The sequence below is a fragment of the Flavobacterium sp. M31R6 genome (genome assembly GCF_013284035.1).
Taxonomy (GTDB): Bacteria; Bacteroidota; Bacteroidia; order Flavobacteriales; family Flavobacteriaceae; genus Flavobacterium.
Window position 1 is genome coordinate 283599 of sequence record NZ_CP054141.1, and the last position, 16031, is coordinate 299629.

Here is a 16031-nt window from a genome sequence, read left to right on the forward strand (position 1 = left end):
TACTCGGATTTAAAAAATAAGAATTGTATTATCATTTTATTTGATGAAATTATAACGAAATAGAATTTTCAATTCCAAAGTTAAATGTTTAATTTTGAATAAAATATTTATAAATCATTAAACAACTATATTATGGCTTTTGAATTACCACAATTACCTTATGCGTATGACGCATTAGAACCTCATATTGATGCTCGTACAATGGAAATTCACCATTCAAAGCATCACAATGCTTATACGACAAATTTGAATGCAGCTATCGCTGGAACTGATTTGGAAGGAAAAACAATTGAGAACATCTTAATTAACCTAGATAAAACGAATGCTGCGGTTCGCAATAATGGTGGTGGATTTTACAATCACAACTTGTTCTGGACTGTTATGTCTCCAAATGGAGGTGGATTACCAACTGGTGAATTGCTAGAAGCTATTGAAAGTTCTTTTGGGACTTTTGAAGAATTTAAAGCAAAATTTGCTAAAGCCGGAGCTACACAATTTGGTTCTGGATGGGCTTGGTTATGTGTACAAAAAGGTGGGAAACTTGACATTTGCGGAACTCCAAATCAAGACAATCCATTGATGCCGGAAGTAGGTTGTGGTGGAACTCCAATTTTAGGAATGGATGTTTGGGAACATGCTTATTACTTACATTACCAAAACAGAAGACCAGATTATATTGAAGCTTTCTTCAATGTGATTAACTGGACAGAAGTATCTAGACGTTTTGCTTTAGAAAAATAAGAATAAAGATAAAATTCATATATGATAGACGAATAGACTGAAAAGTTTATTCGTCTATTTTTTTTGATCTATACGTTTATCATTTTTCTATTTCGCAACTACTATTTTGTTTTTGGGACTTTATTCCAATAAAAAAGGCGAAATTTTACTTTCGCCCTTTTTGCCCCAAATCTACCATAAACTTAACCTACTAAAAATTATGGTACTCAAATATACTTTGAACTTAACTAGTATAAAATTATTTTCGATGAAAACCCTAAATATTCGATAAATTACTAATTAATTGATTTTCAGTATTTTAAATTGATTTTATTCCAATAAAAAAGGTGAAATTTTACTTTCACCCTTTTTGCCCCAAATCTACCATAAACTTAACCTACTAAAATTATGGTACTCAAATGTACGTCGATAATCACTTTATTGAAAATATTTTCGATGAATGCCACAAATAAACGATTATTAGCTAATTTGTTGATTTTCAGAATATTTAACTTGTTATTTTACTCTTAATTTATCCAAATAAAACTTGATTTTATTCCAATAAAAAAGGTGAAATGTTACTTTCACCCTTTTTGCCCCAAATCTACCATAAACTTAACCTACTAAAAATTATGGTAGTCAAATATACTTTGACATTTGTTACTTTTAAAATATATTCGATAAATTCCCTAAATACTCGTTAATTGGATAATTTATTGATTTTCAATATATTTAACTTATTATTTTGGTTTCAATTTATCCGTAAAAAAAGAAACCTTGACTTTATTCCAATAAAAAAGGTGAAATGTTACTTTCACCCTTTTTGCCCCAAATCTACCATAAACTTAACCTACTAAAATTATGGTAGGCGAATATACTTTGAGATTTACAACTTTGAAAATAAAGTCGACAAAACACACACAAACCCGTTTATCGGTAAAGTAAATTAATATGCTCTTGCGTCTTTTCCTTCATAAAAATTCATGAAAGCCCTGTTAACCACACGATTACCTCCTGGAGTAGGATAATCACCAGTAAAATACCAATCCCCTAAATTTTTTGGACAAGCTACATGTAAATCCTCTACCGTTTGGAAAATAATTTTTACTTCTGCATTAATTTCTGGTGAACTTAGCATTTCGGCTATTTTATCTGAAACCTCTTGAGCAGTAAACGGTTCATATATCGCTGTAACGTAATTTACAACGTCATTATCGTGGTAATTTTCCTGAGCTTTACACTTAGCATAAACATCATCAACGATATGGTATAAATTTCTTTCTTTCAACAACTCCAATGCAGCTCTAAAAGCAACAAGTCCTTCCAGTTTTGCCATATCAATTCCATAACAATCCGGGAATCTTATTTGTGGTGCAGAGGATACAATAACAATTCTTTTTGGATTCAAACGATCCATCATTTTGATAATACTCATTTTAAGAGTTGTACCTCTTACAATACTGTCATCAATTATTACAAGATTGTCGGTTGGCTTTATTACACCATAAGTAACATCATAAACGTGAGCCACTAAATCATCTCTACTACTGTCTTCGGTAATAAAGGTTCTCAATTTAGCGTCTTTTATAGCCACTTTTTCTGTTCTGATTTTTACAGAAAGTAATTTCTCCAATGAATCAACTGTTAACGTGTCTTTGTTTTCGAGAATGTAATTTTTCTTTCTTTGATTCAAAAAGTCTTGAGCCGCCTCCACCAATCCGTAGAAGGAAGTTTCGGCAGTATTTGGAATATATGAAAACACAGTATTATCAGTATCATTATCAATAGATTCTAATACTGCTGGAAGAATTAATTTTCCTAGATTCTTTCTTTCTTGATAGATTTCGGCATCACTACCTCTTGAAAAATAAATACGCTCAAAAGAACATGCTTTTTTAACAGTTGGCGTAAGTATCTCCTTCATAGAAATATTTCCGTTTTTCTTAATGATTAACGCACTTCCTGGGTCAATTTCTTGAACACTTTCGAATGGTACATTAAAAACAGTTTGAATAACAGGTCGTTCCGATGCAACAACAACAATCTCATCATCTTGGTAATAATAAGCTGGGCGAATTCCTGCAGGATCTCTAAAGACAAATGCATCTCCATGACCCAATAAACCAGCCATAGCATATCCACCATCAAGATTTTTTGCTGAACGTGAAAGTATTTTTGCAATATCTAAACGATCTGCAATAACTGGTGAAGCTTCTCTTTTAGAATAACCCTCAGCTTTGCAATCTTGGTACAATTGCATCACTTCCTTATCTAAAAAGTGACCAATTTTTTCCATTACCGTAACCGTATCAGCCATTTCTTTTGGATGTTGCCCCAATTCAACAAGGTTCTCAAAAAGTTCTTTAACGTTGGTCATGTTAAAATTACCTGCTAAAATTAAGTTTCTGTGCATCCAATTGCTCTGACGCAAAAATGGGTGAACACTTTCGATACTGTTTTTACCAAAAGTCCCATAACGTACGTGTCCTAAAAATAATTCCCCTATATAAGGAATATTCGCTTTTAATTGGGACATATCATCCGCGTATTCTGGATGGGCAACCATTTCTTCGTTTATTCTTTCATTTATTTGCTTGAAAACATCTTGAATCGGTTGTGCATGATTGGAACGCACACGACTGATGTATCTCTCACCAGGCTCCACATCCATTTTAATACTTGCAAAACCAGCACCGTCTTGACCTCGATTGTGCTGTTTCTCCATCATTAAGTACATTTTTTGGATACCATAGAAAGCAGTTCCGTACTTTTCTTTATAGAATTCAAGGGGTTTTAAAAGTCTAACTAAAGCTATTCCACATTCGTGTTTTAAAGCGTCGCTCATTGTTTTATTGTTTGTAGTTATTGGTATTTAATGATGTCTCTATTACTATCCTTCTTATAAATACGATGCAAATTCGTACTCTTTCTTATAAATATTGACTGTACTAATTAAAAAAAGCCTCATATAGAGGCTTAAGAACATTATAATTCTATTTCAAACTGGGTCAGAGACTTGAACTGTTTCAACCTTGAGACCACTTCATCTTTATCCAAATCAAGCATTCGTTCCGTTCCGAATTTCTCTACACTGAAAGAAGCTAAATTAGAACCGTGAATTATTGCATTCTTCATATTATCAAAAGAAACATTTTCACTTTGTGTAATATATCCTGAAAAACCTCCTGCAAAAGTATCTCCTGCTCCTGTTGGATCAAAAACTTCTTCTAATGGCAATGCCGGAGCAAAGAAAATTTCTTCACCATGAAACAATAACGCTCCATGTTCTCCTTTTTTGATTACCACATATTTTGGTCCCATTTCGTGAATTTTTGCAGCTGCCTTTACCAAAGAATACTCTCCTGAAAGCTGACGGGCTTCTTCATCATTTATAGTGATAACATCTACTCTTTTGATGATTGCCAATAATTCCGGTAAAGCACAATCCATCCAAAAGTTCATGGTATCCAAAACCACTAATTTTGGTTTTGTTTCCATTTGGTCCAAAACACTGCTTTGAACTAGTGGATGCAAGTTACCCAACATCACAATTTCGGCATTTTTATAGTCTTGAGGAACTTTTGGTTGAAAATCTGCCAAAACATTAAGTTCTGTAACCAAAGTATCTCTTGAATTTAAATCGTTGTGGTACAATCCGCTCCAGAAAAAGGTTTTACCTCCCTTAACAACTTCAATACCTGAAATATCAATATTTCTATCGGTTAACAAATCAAGATATTCTTGTGGAAAATCGTCACCAACTACAGAAACTATAGCTGATTGAACATTGAAAAAAGAAGCTGATAACCCTATATATGTTGCTGCTCCCCCTAAAATTTTATCTGTTTTTCCAAAAGGAGTTTCAATTGCGTCGAAAGCTACTGTTCCGACAATCAATAATTTATTCATTAGGTATGTTTCGAATTAGGGTGCAAAGATAGTCCATAAGTTGCAATATTGCAAAGGGTCAGACTATCAAAGTTTTCATAAAAGTTTACCCTCTTCTTTTTCATAAAAAGCATCAATAGATAGTTGCTTTTGCATGGAAGCCATAACGGCCAATTCGTCGCATCTTTCGTTTTGAGGGTGATTATTGTGTCCTTTAATCCATTTGAAATCTACCTGATGTTTCCTGTAAGCAACTAAGAAGCGCTTCCATAAGTCAGGATTTTTTTTACCTGCGAATCCTTTCTTCTCCCAACCAAAAACCCATTTTTTTTGTACCGAATCCACAACATATTTTGAATCTGAGATGACCAAAACAGTAGTATTCTCTTTTTTCAATTTTTCTAAACCAACAATTACACCCAACAATTCCATCCTATTATTGGTTGTATATCGAAAGCCCTCATAAAATTCTTTTTTATAAGGTTTTCCAACCCATTCCATTACCACACCATAACCACCATTACCGGGATTGCCTTTGGCAGCACCATCCGTATATATATGTACGTCGTATTCCAAAGTATGATATTAAAGGTTAGAAGTTAGTAGTTTTTCAATAATAACCGGAAAATATTCTTGTTCCAATGCGTGGATTTTGACCGCTACCGATTCTGGGGTATCGGTTTCAGAAAGAGCAACACTTTGTTGAAATATAATATTACCTTCATCATAGTTTTCATTTACATAATGAATGGTAATCCCTGTTTCTTTTTCATTATTTTCCACTACCGCTTTATGAATGTAAATACCATACATTCCTTTACCTCCAAATTTTGGCAACAGTGCAGGATGTATATTTACTATGCGATTTGGATAGGCTTCAATCAAATTTTCGGGAAATTTTAATAAAAAGCCAGCCAAGACTATCAAATCAGGTTGAAAATCATTAACTTTTTGTAGTGTTTTTCCTGAATTTAATTCTTCTTTTGAAAAAATAACAGTTGGAACAGCTAATTTTTTTGCTTTATCAAGAACTGTTGCATTCGAATTATTTGAAAAAACCGCTACCACAGTTCCGGTAGATCTATTGCCAAAATATTTTATAATATTTTCAGCGTTAGTCCCCGATCCAGAAGCAAATATCAGTATTCTTTTCATAATTCGTTATTTAAAATTTATGCAAAAAAAGGAATAAAAAACGAAAATAAATAGATTTAAGAAATCTTTGTTGAAATAAATTTTATAAATTAGTACACACATTTATTCACTAAATAGTTGTTTTAAAATAAAGTTGTTTTATTTTTGCCAACAAATTAAATTCTAAAATTAAAAGATTATGTCAGACATTGCATCAAGAGTAAAAGCGATTATCGTAGACAAATTAGGTGTTGACGAAAACGAAGTTGTAACAGAAGCAAGCTTCACTAATGATTTGGGAGCTGACTCATTAGACACTGTTGAGCTTATTATGGAATTCGAAAAAGAATTTGATATCCAAATTCCAGACGATCAAGCAGAAAACATCGCTACTGTAGGTCAAGCTATCTCTTACATCGAGGAAGCTAAAAAATAATAATGACACACCCGATTTCTAAAATTTTAAAGTTTTAAGAATCGGGTGTTATTATTTGATTAAATAAATTTTTCGATTGAACTTCAATCAAATTATATTTACATTATAATACCCATGTCTCTTTTAGTTACTTCTTATAGTATAGAAAGCATGGGCTTTATTTGTTAAAAGATAACAAAAATAAAAACGTTATGGTTTTAAGAAGAGTTGTTGTAACAGGCCTTGGTGCTCTTACTCCCATTGGTAATAATATTGAGGAATTTTGGAATGGTCTAATCAATGGTGTTAGCGGAGCTGCTCCAATAACCTATTTCGATGCTTCAAAGTTTAGAACTAAGTTTGCTTGTGAAGTTAAAAACTTCAATGTTGAAGACTTCATAGACAGAAAAGAGGCAAGAAAAATGGACCGTTACGCACAATACGCTATGGTTGCATCGGAAGAAGCTTTAAAAGATGCCGGTTTCGATTTTGACAAAATAAACAAAGACAGAGTAGGTGTTATTTGGGGTTCAGGAATTGGAGGATTAGAAACTTTTCAAATAGAAGTTCTTAATTTTGCAGCCGGAGATGGTACTCCAAAATTTAATCCTTTCTTCATACCAAAAATGATTGCAGATATTGCAGGCGGTCTAATTTCAATGAAATATGGATTTAGAGGACCAAATTTCACAACAGTTTCGGCTTGTGCATCCTCAACAAACGCAATCATTGACGCTTTCAATTACATTAGATTGGGTCATGCCGATGCAATAGTAACCGGTGGTTCAGAAGCTGCTGTAACAATTGCAGGAATGGGCGGTTTTAATGCTATGCATGCCTTATCTACCAGAAATGACGATCCAAAAACAGCTTCTAGACCTATGGACAAAGACAGAGATGGATTTGTGTTAGGTGAAGGTGCCGGAGCACTAATCTTAGAAGAATACGAACATGCTGTGGCTCGTGGCGCCAAAATATACTGTGAAATTGGTGGAGGCGGAATGTCTGCAGATGCTTATCACATTACTGCACCACATCCTGAAGGATTGGGAGCTAAAAATGTAATGTTAAACTGTTTAAGAGATGCTGGTTTAGAGCCAACTGATGTAGATGGTGTAAATATGCATGGAACCTCAACTCCTCTTGGTGATATCGGGGAATCAAAAGCAATTCTACACGTTTTTGGTGAACATGCTTACACAATGAATTTGAATTCAACAAAATCAATGACTGGTCACTTACTTGGTGCTACTGGAGCAATTGAAGCTATATCTTGTATTCTTTCATTAAAACATGGTATTATTCCTCCAACAATCAATCATTTTACAGATGATGAAAACATTGACCCAAAATTAAACTTTACTTTTAACGTTGCTCAAAAAAGAGAAATGAACGTTGTCATGAGTAATACATTTGGTTTTGGCGGCCACAATGCTTGCGTTTTGGTAAAAAAATTAGATTACAAATCATAAATGCGTATACTTAAAAAAATATTCTCAAAATCCCGTTCTCTAGAAGACGGGATTTTTTTTGATGCTATTCAACCTATTCTCGGTTTCGATCCTGTAACGCTAGAATGTTACAAAAAGGCATTTACCCATCGCTCATCCAATCGTATCGATTTAAAAGGAAATCCTGTTAATTACGAAAGACTTGAATTTCTAGGAGACGCAATGCTAAGTGCCGTAATTGCAGCCTACTTATTTAATGAAGCTCCGCTTGGAGACGAAGGTTATCTAACCAAAATGCGTTCTAAAATAGTCAGCAGAGAACATTTAAATGAGTTAGGTAAAGATTTAAATTTAATCCAATTTGTCGAAAGCAAAGTTCCTGTTCATCATTTTGGCGAAAACATACATGGCAATATCTTCGAATCTTTGATTGGGGCCATTTACTTAGATAGAGGATATGAATATTGCGAAAAATTCATCCAAAAGAGAGTAATTGTCCCTTATGTTGACATTGCTCGACTTGAAGGAAAAGTAATTAGCTACAAAAGCCTTGTTATCGAATGGTGCCAAAAAGAGAAAAAACAGTTTCACTATGACATATTTGAAGACAATGCTATTGATGGCCAACGCCTATTTGGTGTAAAACTTAGTATTGATGACAAAGTAATTGCAAAAGCCAGAGCTACTTCAAAAAAGAAAGCAGAAGAAAAGGCATCTCAACGTGCCTACTTTGCATTTCAAGAGAAAATTGACAGAAAATAACTATTCTATTATCAATACTACATCGTTTTCGTTAATAAAATATCAAAATCATAGCCGCCTAGCAACCTTTTGCGACAATAGAAATACTATATTTACATCTTATTTTTTAATGAAATGGCAATTCATAAACTGGATTTTGGCGAATTTGACGAAATAGATTATAGTCTTATTGCTATTCACACTTCATTAGAAGATTACCGATTGGCTTATTTTATCAATCAAAAACTTCATGTTAATCTGAATAAATCTATAAAAGAAATTCAAATTACAGTTAAGGAAGGGGAAGCTCATTTTTCTAGATTTCATTATTATGAAAAGAAAAAAGAGATTTCCTGGGATTTGATACAGAATAAAAACGAAGTCATTCAACAACAAAACGAGGAAAATCAGAGTTTGTTTTCGAATGTAAATTTAGAAGTTGTCACAAAAGTGTATATGCTTCCTGAATTTAAAAAAGTAGATTACTTTTTGAAAATAGAAAACAGCGATGAGAATTTAAATCTTTTGAAAATACAGAATGAACTGAATACAATAGACAATATAGCAACGGTCTATATTGTTGACATAAATAAAATAAAATCTAAAAACAATTTAATTTTTTAATACCAATGCATACTAACAAAAAGACCAAAATTGTAGCCACACTTGGGCCTGCATGTAGCACACGAGAAATCATAAAAGACATGATTGAAGCAGGTGTAAATGTATTTAGAGTAAATTTTTCCCATGCTGATTACGAAGACGTAAAAAATAAGATAAGCATTATCCGCGGTATAAACGAAGAATTTGGATATACTACCGGAATTCTAGGAGATTTACAAGGACCTAAACTACGTGTTGGAGTAATGGAAGATGGAGTTGTTGTAAATGATGGTGATTTAATCACTTTTACAACTGCAGAAGATATAATCGGTACTTCAAAGAAAGTATTCATGAAATACCAAAATTTTCCTAATGACGTAAATCCTGGTGAAAGAATATTATTGGACGATGGTAAATTAATCTTTGAAATTGTTTCAACTGATAAAAAATCAGAGGTTGTTGCTCGTGTTATTCAAGGAGGCGAATTGAAATCAAAGAAAGGGGTAAATTTACCTAACACTAAAATTTCATTACCTGCAATGACCGAAAAAGACATCGCTGATGCCATTTTTGCAATAGAAATGAAATTAGACTGGATTGCTCTTTCATTTGTTAAAACACCGAGAGATTTACAAGACCTACAAGAATTGATCGCTAAACATTCTGAATATAAAATTCCAATTATAGCCAAAATCGAAATGCCAGAAGCATTAGAAAATATGGATAGAATTGTAGCTTATTGTGATGCTTTGATGGTTGCCAGAGGTGACTTGGGTGTTGAGTTACCAGCTCATGAAGTACCATTGGTACAAAAAGAATTGATTCGTAGAGCTAAAACAGCTAGAATTCCAGTTATTGTTGCCACTCAAATGATGGAGACTATGATTACTAGTTTGACTCCAACTCGTGCTGAAGTAAATGACGTAGCCAACTCTGTAATGGATGGTGCAGATGCAGTAATGCTTTCTGGAGAAACTGCCACTGGAAACTATCCGGTCCAGGTAATCCAAAAAATGACTCAAATACTTGAAGCAGTTGAAGATTCACCGCTTATCCAAGTTCCTCAAAACTCCCCTCAAGTAAGAACAAACCGTTTTATCACTAAAACTATTTGTCAACATGCAGCCATTATGGCCAATGCAATCAAAGCAAAAGCAATTTGTACCTTAACCAACAGCGGTTATACAGCGTTTCAAATTTCAGCATGGAGACCTTCTGCACACATTTTGGTTTTCACTTCTAATAAAAGAATTTTAACTCAGCTTAATTTATTATGGGGAGTAAAATCATTCTATTACGAAAAATCAGTTAGTACAGATGATACTGTTACGGATGTAAATAACATCGTAAAAGAAAAAGGGTTTGTAAAAAAAGGTGATTTCTTAATCAACTTAGCTGCAATGCCAATTTCCGATAAAGGAATGGTTAATACCTTAAGAGTTTCTGAAATAGAATAACTTTTAGCGCATTAAAATATAAAACCGTCTTAAATCTTTTAAAGATTCAAGACGGTTTTTTGGTTTAAATTTTTAATTATTTTTACAGGAAACAAATCCAACTTTAATGAATCGCTTTTCACTGTTTCTTATTATTTCACTTCTATCATTTCCCTTATTTGCTCAAAATAATTCAAATAATCTATTGCTTGAAATAGACAAGACTATTGAAAACAATTCCTATTATACACAAAAGAAAGAACACGGAATTACGCAGCTTAAAGTACAATTAAAACGCACCAATGATCCTGAGCAAAAATATAAGATTACACAAAAACTATATAATGACTACCAATCGTATCAATCAGATTCTGCATTGGTATATGCCAGAAAGAATTTTCAAATAGCGGAAAATCTGAATAAGCTTGAAAAATTAAATCAGGCTAAATTTAACCTCGTTGCCATAATGGGAACATTAGGCATGTACAAAGAAGGAATTGATGTTCTGAATGCCATTACCATTGCAGCTACTCCCAACTTAAAAGGTTCTTTTTATGGTGTTAGTAGAGTAATTTATGGTCAAATGGCCGACAATGCTTCTTCCCAACAAGAAAAAGAAAAATACCTTTTGTTTTCAAAAAAATACCGAGATTCCTGTGTGAATTTTTACCCCCATAATTCCACTCCATTCATTATTGCTAAGGCCGATTGGTATTTAGATAATAAAAACCCCGAAGAAACTCTTGACTTATTACTTCCTTTTTTTTCTAAAATTAAACAAAGTGATCCTAATAGAGCTATAATATCCTATATCATTTCACAAGCATACAAGCTGAAAAAAGATAGAAATCAAGAAAAAAAATGGCTAAGTATCTCGGCGCTATCTGATTTACAGTTGGCAAAAAAAGAATACATTTCGCTTCGATCATTGGCCTTTCTACTTTATGAAGATGGTGATATTGAGCGAGCTTATACCTACATAAAACGTTCTCTAGACGATGCAGTTATCTGCAATGCACGCTTGAGAACCTATGAAATATCGAAGATGTTACCCATTATCAGCGAATCGTATCAGCAACAAAACGAAACCAACAGGTATCAATTGATGGTGTTTTTAATTAGTGCAGGTTTTCTAGTACTCGTATTACTTGCCCTTCTGTTTTTACTCTTTAGACAAATGAAAAAATTATCAAAAGCAAAAAGCGATTTAAGCTCCGCCAATGATAAACTTTCCGAATTGAATGTTGAATTAAACACTTTTAATGAAAAACTAAATCTGTCCAACAACACTTTGACGGAAGCCAATTTTTTAAAGGAAATATATATCGGTCGATATATGGACCAATGTTCAGATTATTTGGGAAAACTTGATGAATACCAACGAAAATTAAATGTATTGGCAACTACTGGAAAAATCAATGATTTGGTAAGTGCGGTAAAATCAAAAGAATATATCGAAAATGAATTAAAAGAGTTTTATGCAAATTTTGACAAAACCTTTTTGCAACTCTTCCCTAATTTTATTGATGATTTTAATGCTTTATTAATCCCCACAGATGCCATTCAGCCAAAAGAAGGCGAACAGCTTAATACCGAATTAAGGATTTTTGCACTTATTCGTTTGGGAATAAAAGATAGTGCCAAAATTGCTGTATTCCTCAGATATTCCATTTCCACTATTTACAATTACCGTTCGCAACTCAAAAACAAATCGGCTGGACCTAGAGATGAATTTGAAGAAAAAGTGATGCAAATTGGAACAAGCAATAAATAAAATTTGTCATTTTAGTAATTTATCGCGATTATATCTATTCCTCTTTTAAATTTGGATTCACTTTTCTGCCACTTTTTTTTTAATTAAAAAATAATCAACTCATTGATTATAAGTGTTTTAAATTGTATTTTTGAAATTACAATCTACTTTTTTAAAACGATTGAATTTTTCAAACTCTAAAGCGTATACTTTTACTTTCACGAAAACGATATATCTTTTTTAACAATTAATAAATCGATTTCGCCGAAAGCCATTCAAAAAAATCAATCTCTAATTTATATTAAAAACAATGAAACATTTACTTTATACAGCTCTGTTCTGTTTTTTGGTTTTGCAGTCTGTCAATTCCCAACAGTTGAAATCCCCTAATGGAAAATTCATTATGGAATTTACTCTACAAAAAGACGGAACTCCAAGTTATAGCTTAAACTACAAAAACAAAACTGTCATAAAGCCAAGTAAATTAGGCCTTGAACTTAAAGACGACAAAAAATCGTTATTGAATGATTTTACAATAATTGATACCAAAACAAACTCTTTTGATGAAACTTGGAAACCTGTTTGGGGCGAAGTAGAAAACATCAGAAATCAATATAACGAATTAGCCGTTACGCTAAAACAGAAGGAAACAGACAGACAAATCATTATTCGTTTTCGCCTGTTTAATGACGGTTTAGGATTTCGATATGAATTTCCAACACAAAAAAACTTAGTTTATTTTGTCATAAAAGAGGAAAGAACTCAATTTGCAATGACTGGAGATCATACTGCTTTTTGGATTCCTGGAGATTATGACACACAAGAATACGATTACACCACTTCTAAATTATCAGAAATAAGAGGACTAACCGAAAAGGCGAAAACTGATAATTTATCCCAAACTTCCTTTTCACCAACTGGTGTACAAACTTCCCTTATGCTGAAAACAGCTGACGGATTGTATATCAATTTACACGAAGCTGCATTGATTAATTATTCTTGTATGCACTTGAATTTGGATGATAAAAATATGGTGTTTGAATCTTGGCTAACTCCTGATGAAAAAGGCGCCAAAGGATATATTCAAGCTCCAGCACATTCGCCTTGGCGTACCATTATTGTAAGTGACGACGCTAGAGAAATTCTGGCTTCAAAAATGACTTTAAATTTGAATGACCCTTGTAAAATCGAAGATACCTCTTGGATTAAACCGATAAAATACGTTGGTGTATGGTGGGAAATGATTTCTGGAAAAAGTTCATGGTCTTATACAGATGAATTTCCATCAGTACAACTTGGTGTTACTGATTTTTCTAAAGCAAAACCTAACGGTACACATGGCGCAAACAATGCAAATGTGAAGAAATATATTGATTTTGCTGCCGCAAATGGTTTTGGGGGAGTATTGGTTGAAGGCTGGAATGAAGGTTGGGAAGATTGGTTTGGTCATTACAAAGACTATGTTTTTGACTTTGTAACTCCTTATCCAGATTTTGATGTAAAAGCCTTGCATGAATATGCAAAATCCAAAGGTGTAAAAATGATTATGCACCACGAGACATCTGGGTCGGTTCGCAACTATGAACGTCATATGGATAAAGCGTATCAATTCATGAAAGACAATGGATATGATGCCGTAAAAAGTGGCTACGTAGGTAGTATCATATCGAATGGCGATAATCATTACAACCAATTTATGATAAACCATTATCAATATGCCATAGAAAAAGCAGCTGAATATAAAATTATGGTTAATGCCCATGAAGCGGTTAGACCAACAGGTATTTGCAGAACCTATCCAAACTTAATTGGTAACGAAGCTGCGAGAGGAACAGAATATCAAGCTTTTGGCGGATCAAAACCAAACCACGTTACATTATTGCCTTTTACTAGATTAATTGGCGGACCAATGGATTATACTCCAGGAATTTTCGAAATGGATTTGAGCAAATTTAGTCCCAACAATAAGTCGCACGTAAACAGTACTATCGCCAATCAATTGGCATTATACGTAACGCTTTACAGTCCATTGCAAATGGCGGCAGATTTTCCGGAACACTACAATAAATTTCCTGATGCATTCCAATTCATTAAAGATGTAGCGGTAGATTGGAGTGAAAGCAACTATCTAGAAGCAGAACCTGGTCAATATATAACAGTAGCAAGAAAAGCAAAAGGAACAAATAACTGGTTTATTGGGAATGTAAATGGGTACGAACCTCGTACTTCGAACATCAATTTTTCTTTCTTGGAAAAAGGAAAAAAATACACCGCCACAATTTATGCTGATGGAAAAGATGCCAATTACAAAACAAACCCACAAGCATATACTGTTCGAAAAATACAGGTAACCAATACCTCTAAACTTTCACAATTGAGTGCCTCAGGAGGCGGTTACGCAATAAGTATTATTGAAAACAAAAAATAAGAAATCGCCATAGACAGATTAAGATTGGCTTTCTGAACTCAGATTCCACAGATTTTCACAAAGTATTTTGTGAAAATCTGTGGAATTTGTGTTTAATTACTTATCCCCATAAATCTGAACATCGTCCACTTGAAAAGCACCATCCAAAGCAAGGTTTTTACCCGAACCCGTGTACTTGAACGCAATGTTTATTTTCCCAGTATAACTTGATAAATCCACTCCGCCAGAACCCACAAACTGATACCAAGGTGTCGCTTGTTTAGGCAATGTAACTTTGAGCGGAATCCACGTGGCTTTGTCAATATTCAAGCCGTCAAAGTTTTTGGAGACATACACTTCTAGCGAATTTAAAGGTGAATCCACATCCAGGTGATGCTGCGCCGATCTAAAAGTAAGCACTTCATTGGTATGTACATCCATATCAATTTTTGGAGAAATCAACCAAGCTATATTGGACGCTACTTTTGTTCCTGTTGTATTAAACTCCGCATATCCATTTCCTGCATACATTGTCCCAAGCCAAAACTTTGTTCCTTTTTGTACCATGTTTGTCCAGCCCGGAAGATTGAGTTTGGTATTGGTTTCGACACTTTGAAAGTTTTCGGAAAAGAACGGGACTGCAGCAGCACCTGTAAGGTTCACATCTTTTTCGGATCGTGCCAACAATTGATAATCTGAACCAAACTTGGTCAAAACTCCTTTTACTTTTCCCCTTCCGTCGGGAACAATTTTATCAGCAAAATCAGCAAAACTACTAGTTCGAAACAACACCCGATTCCCTAATTTATCCATCAAACTCCAATTGGTTCCACCACCAATATCATTGGATTCTTCATAATAATGTCTCCCAATCGCATCATTTGTAAATTGTACCTCCGACAATTCAACCAACGTATTGATGTTTGAATCCTGCAGCAAATCGGTTATTGAAATAGGCCGAACTAAAAGTTCCTCACTCACCATTGTGCAAGAAGCGTTCAGTACTTTTTTATAATCATTTGGAGAAATTCGTCCAACGCCACCTTCATTATACGTATTCACATAAATACTTCCTATACGCATTCCTCCGAAGTAAATATCCGTGTATTGATTTTTTATTTTGATATAAACTTTATTCCCTAATCGAAAATCAATGTATGTATTCGAAGCATCAACAGGAACGCTAAAACCCATCGCTGGAGTTGTGGCGGTTGCCAATGTTTGAAACGATATCGTTTTGAAAAAATTCCCAGCCTCATCACTGGAAACCACATATGCTTCAATAACATCATCGTAGGTGTATTGAGTCACTATGGAACTTGTCGCAGCTCGCACTTCTTCAACAGTGCGGTTTACTTTCAAATCGGGTTGAGTGCAGGTTAGTTTTGGCACATCAAATTCTTCCCTTGCACAGCTAGCAAAAGTTATTGCAATTCCTAAAAAAACAGTGTAGAATTTTAAACTCATCTTCTTCTATTTTAAA

13 protein-coding genes are annotated in these 16031 nt (G+C 33.8%); 8 read left to right on the forward strand and 5 right to left on the reverse strand.

Translation table 11 applies throughout. From position 1 onward, the window contains the following. Positions 1-132 precede the first annotated feature (132 nt). Positions 133-741, forward strand: coding sequence for a superoxide dismutase (locus HQN62_RS01195; RefSeq protein ID WP_116796785.1), 609 nt, complete (start codon positions 133-135; stop codon positions 739-741). Between the two features lie 925 nt (positions 742-1666). Here the strand turns inward: HQN62_RS01195 and HQN62_RS01200 are convergent. The 4 genes from HQN62_RS01200 to purN all read right to left on the reverse strand — a co-directional run bounded on the left by HQN62_RS01200 (position 1667) and on the right by purN (position 5763). Further along, positions 1667-3565: an amidophosphoribosyltransferase gene (locus HQN62_RS01200; protein WP_173503011.1), complete on the reverse strand. Its 1899-nt coding sequence runs from the start codon at positions 3563-3565 to the stop codon at positions 1667-1669. Positions 3566-3705: 140 nt separating this feature from the next. Continuing rightward, positions 3706-4629, reverse strand: coding sequence for a PfkB family carbohydrate kinase (locus HQN62_RS01205; RefSeq protein ID WP_173503012.1), 924 nt, complete (start codon positions 4627-4629; stop codon positions 3706-3708). 75 nt (positions 4630-4704) lie between these two features. Further along, entirely contained in the window at positions 4705-5184 is a 480-nt protein-coding gene (gene rnhA, locus HQN62_RS01210; protein ID WP_173503013.1) for a ribonuclease HI, read from the reverse strand. A gap of 9 nt (positions 5185-5193) precedes the next feature. Further along, complete coding sequence (gene purN / locus HQN62_RS01215) at positions 5194-5763, reverse strand: phosphoribosylglycinamide formyltransferase (protein ID WP_116796781.1); 570 nt, start codon at positions 5761-5763, stop codon at positions 5194-5196. Between the two features lie 178 nt (positions 5764-5941). Here purN and HQN62_RS01220 point away from each other — a divergent pair, with 178 nt between their 5' ends. The 7 genes from HQN62_RS01220 (at position 5942) to HQN62_RS01250 (ending at position 14569) form a co-directional block, all read left to right on the forward strand. Further along, entirely contained in the window at positions 5942-6178 is a 237-nt protein-coding gene (locus HQN62_RS01220; protein WP_007137004.1) for an acyl carrier protein, read from the forward strand. A 191-nt stretch (positions 6179-6369) separates the two neighbouring features. After that, positions 6370-7629, forward strand: coding sequence for a beta-ketoacyl-ACP synthase II (fabF, locus tag HQN62_RS01225; RefSeq protein ID WP_173503014.1), 1260 nt, complete (start codon positions 6370-6372; stop codon positions 7627-7629). After that, complete coding sequence (gene rnc, locus HQN62_RS01230; RefSeq protein ID WP_173503015.1) at positions 7630-8370, forward strand: ribonuclease III; 741 nt, start codon at positions 7630-7632, stop codon at positions 8368-8370. Between the two features lie 114 nt (positions 8371-8484). Continuing rightward, positions 8485-8973, forward strand: a complete 489-nt coding sequence (locus HQN62_RS01235) for an IPExxxVDY family protein (RefSeq protein ID WP_116796778.1) — start codon at positions 8485-8487, stop codon at positions 8971-8973. 5 nt (positions 8974-8978) lie between these two features. Further along, positions 8979-10409, forward strand: coding sequence for a pyruvate kinase (pyk, locus tag HQN62_RS01240; protein WP_173503016.1), 1431 nt, complete (start codon positions 8979-8981; stop codon positions 10407-10409). A gap of 184 nt (positions 10410-10593) precedes the next feature. After that, positions 10594-12162 (forward strand): DUF6377 domain-containing protein, encoded by a 1569-nt coding sequence (locus HQN62_RS01245; RefSeq protein ID WP_173503017.1) that lies wholly within the window; start codon positions 10594-10596, stop codon positions 12160-12162. Between the two features lie 289 nt (positions 12163-12451). Continuing rightward, positions 12452-14569, forward strand: a complete 2118-nt coding sequence (locus tag HQN62_RS01250; RefSeq protein WP_173503018.1) for a glycoside hydrolase family 97 protein — start codon at positions 12452-12454, stop codon at positions 14567-14569. A 96-nt stretch (positions 14570-14665) separates the two neighbouring features. Here the strand turns inward: HQN62_RS01250 and HQN62_RS01255 are convergent, their stop codons facing one another. Beyond that, positions 14666-16015 (reverse strand): DUF5689 domain-containing protein, encoded by a 1350-nt coding sequence (locus HQN62_RS01255; RefSeq protein WP_173503019.1) that lies wholly within the window; start codon positions 16013-16015, stop codon positions 14666-14668. Between the last annotated feature and the right edge of the window lie 16 nt (positions 16016-16031).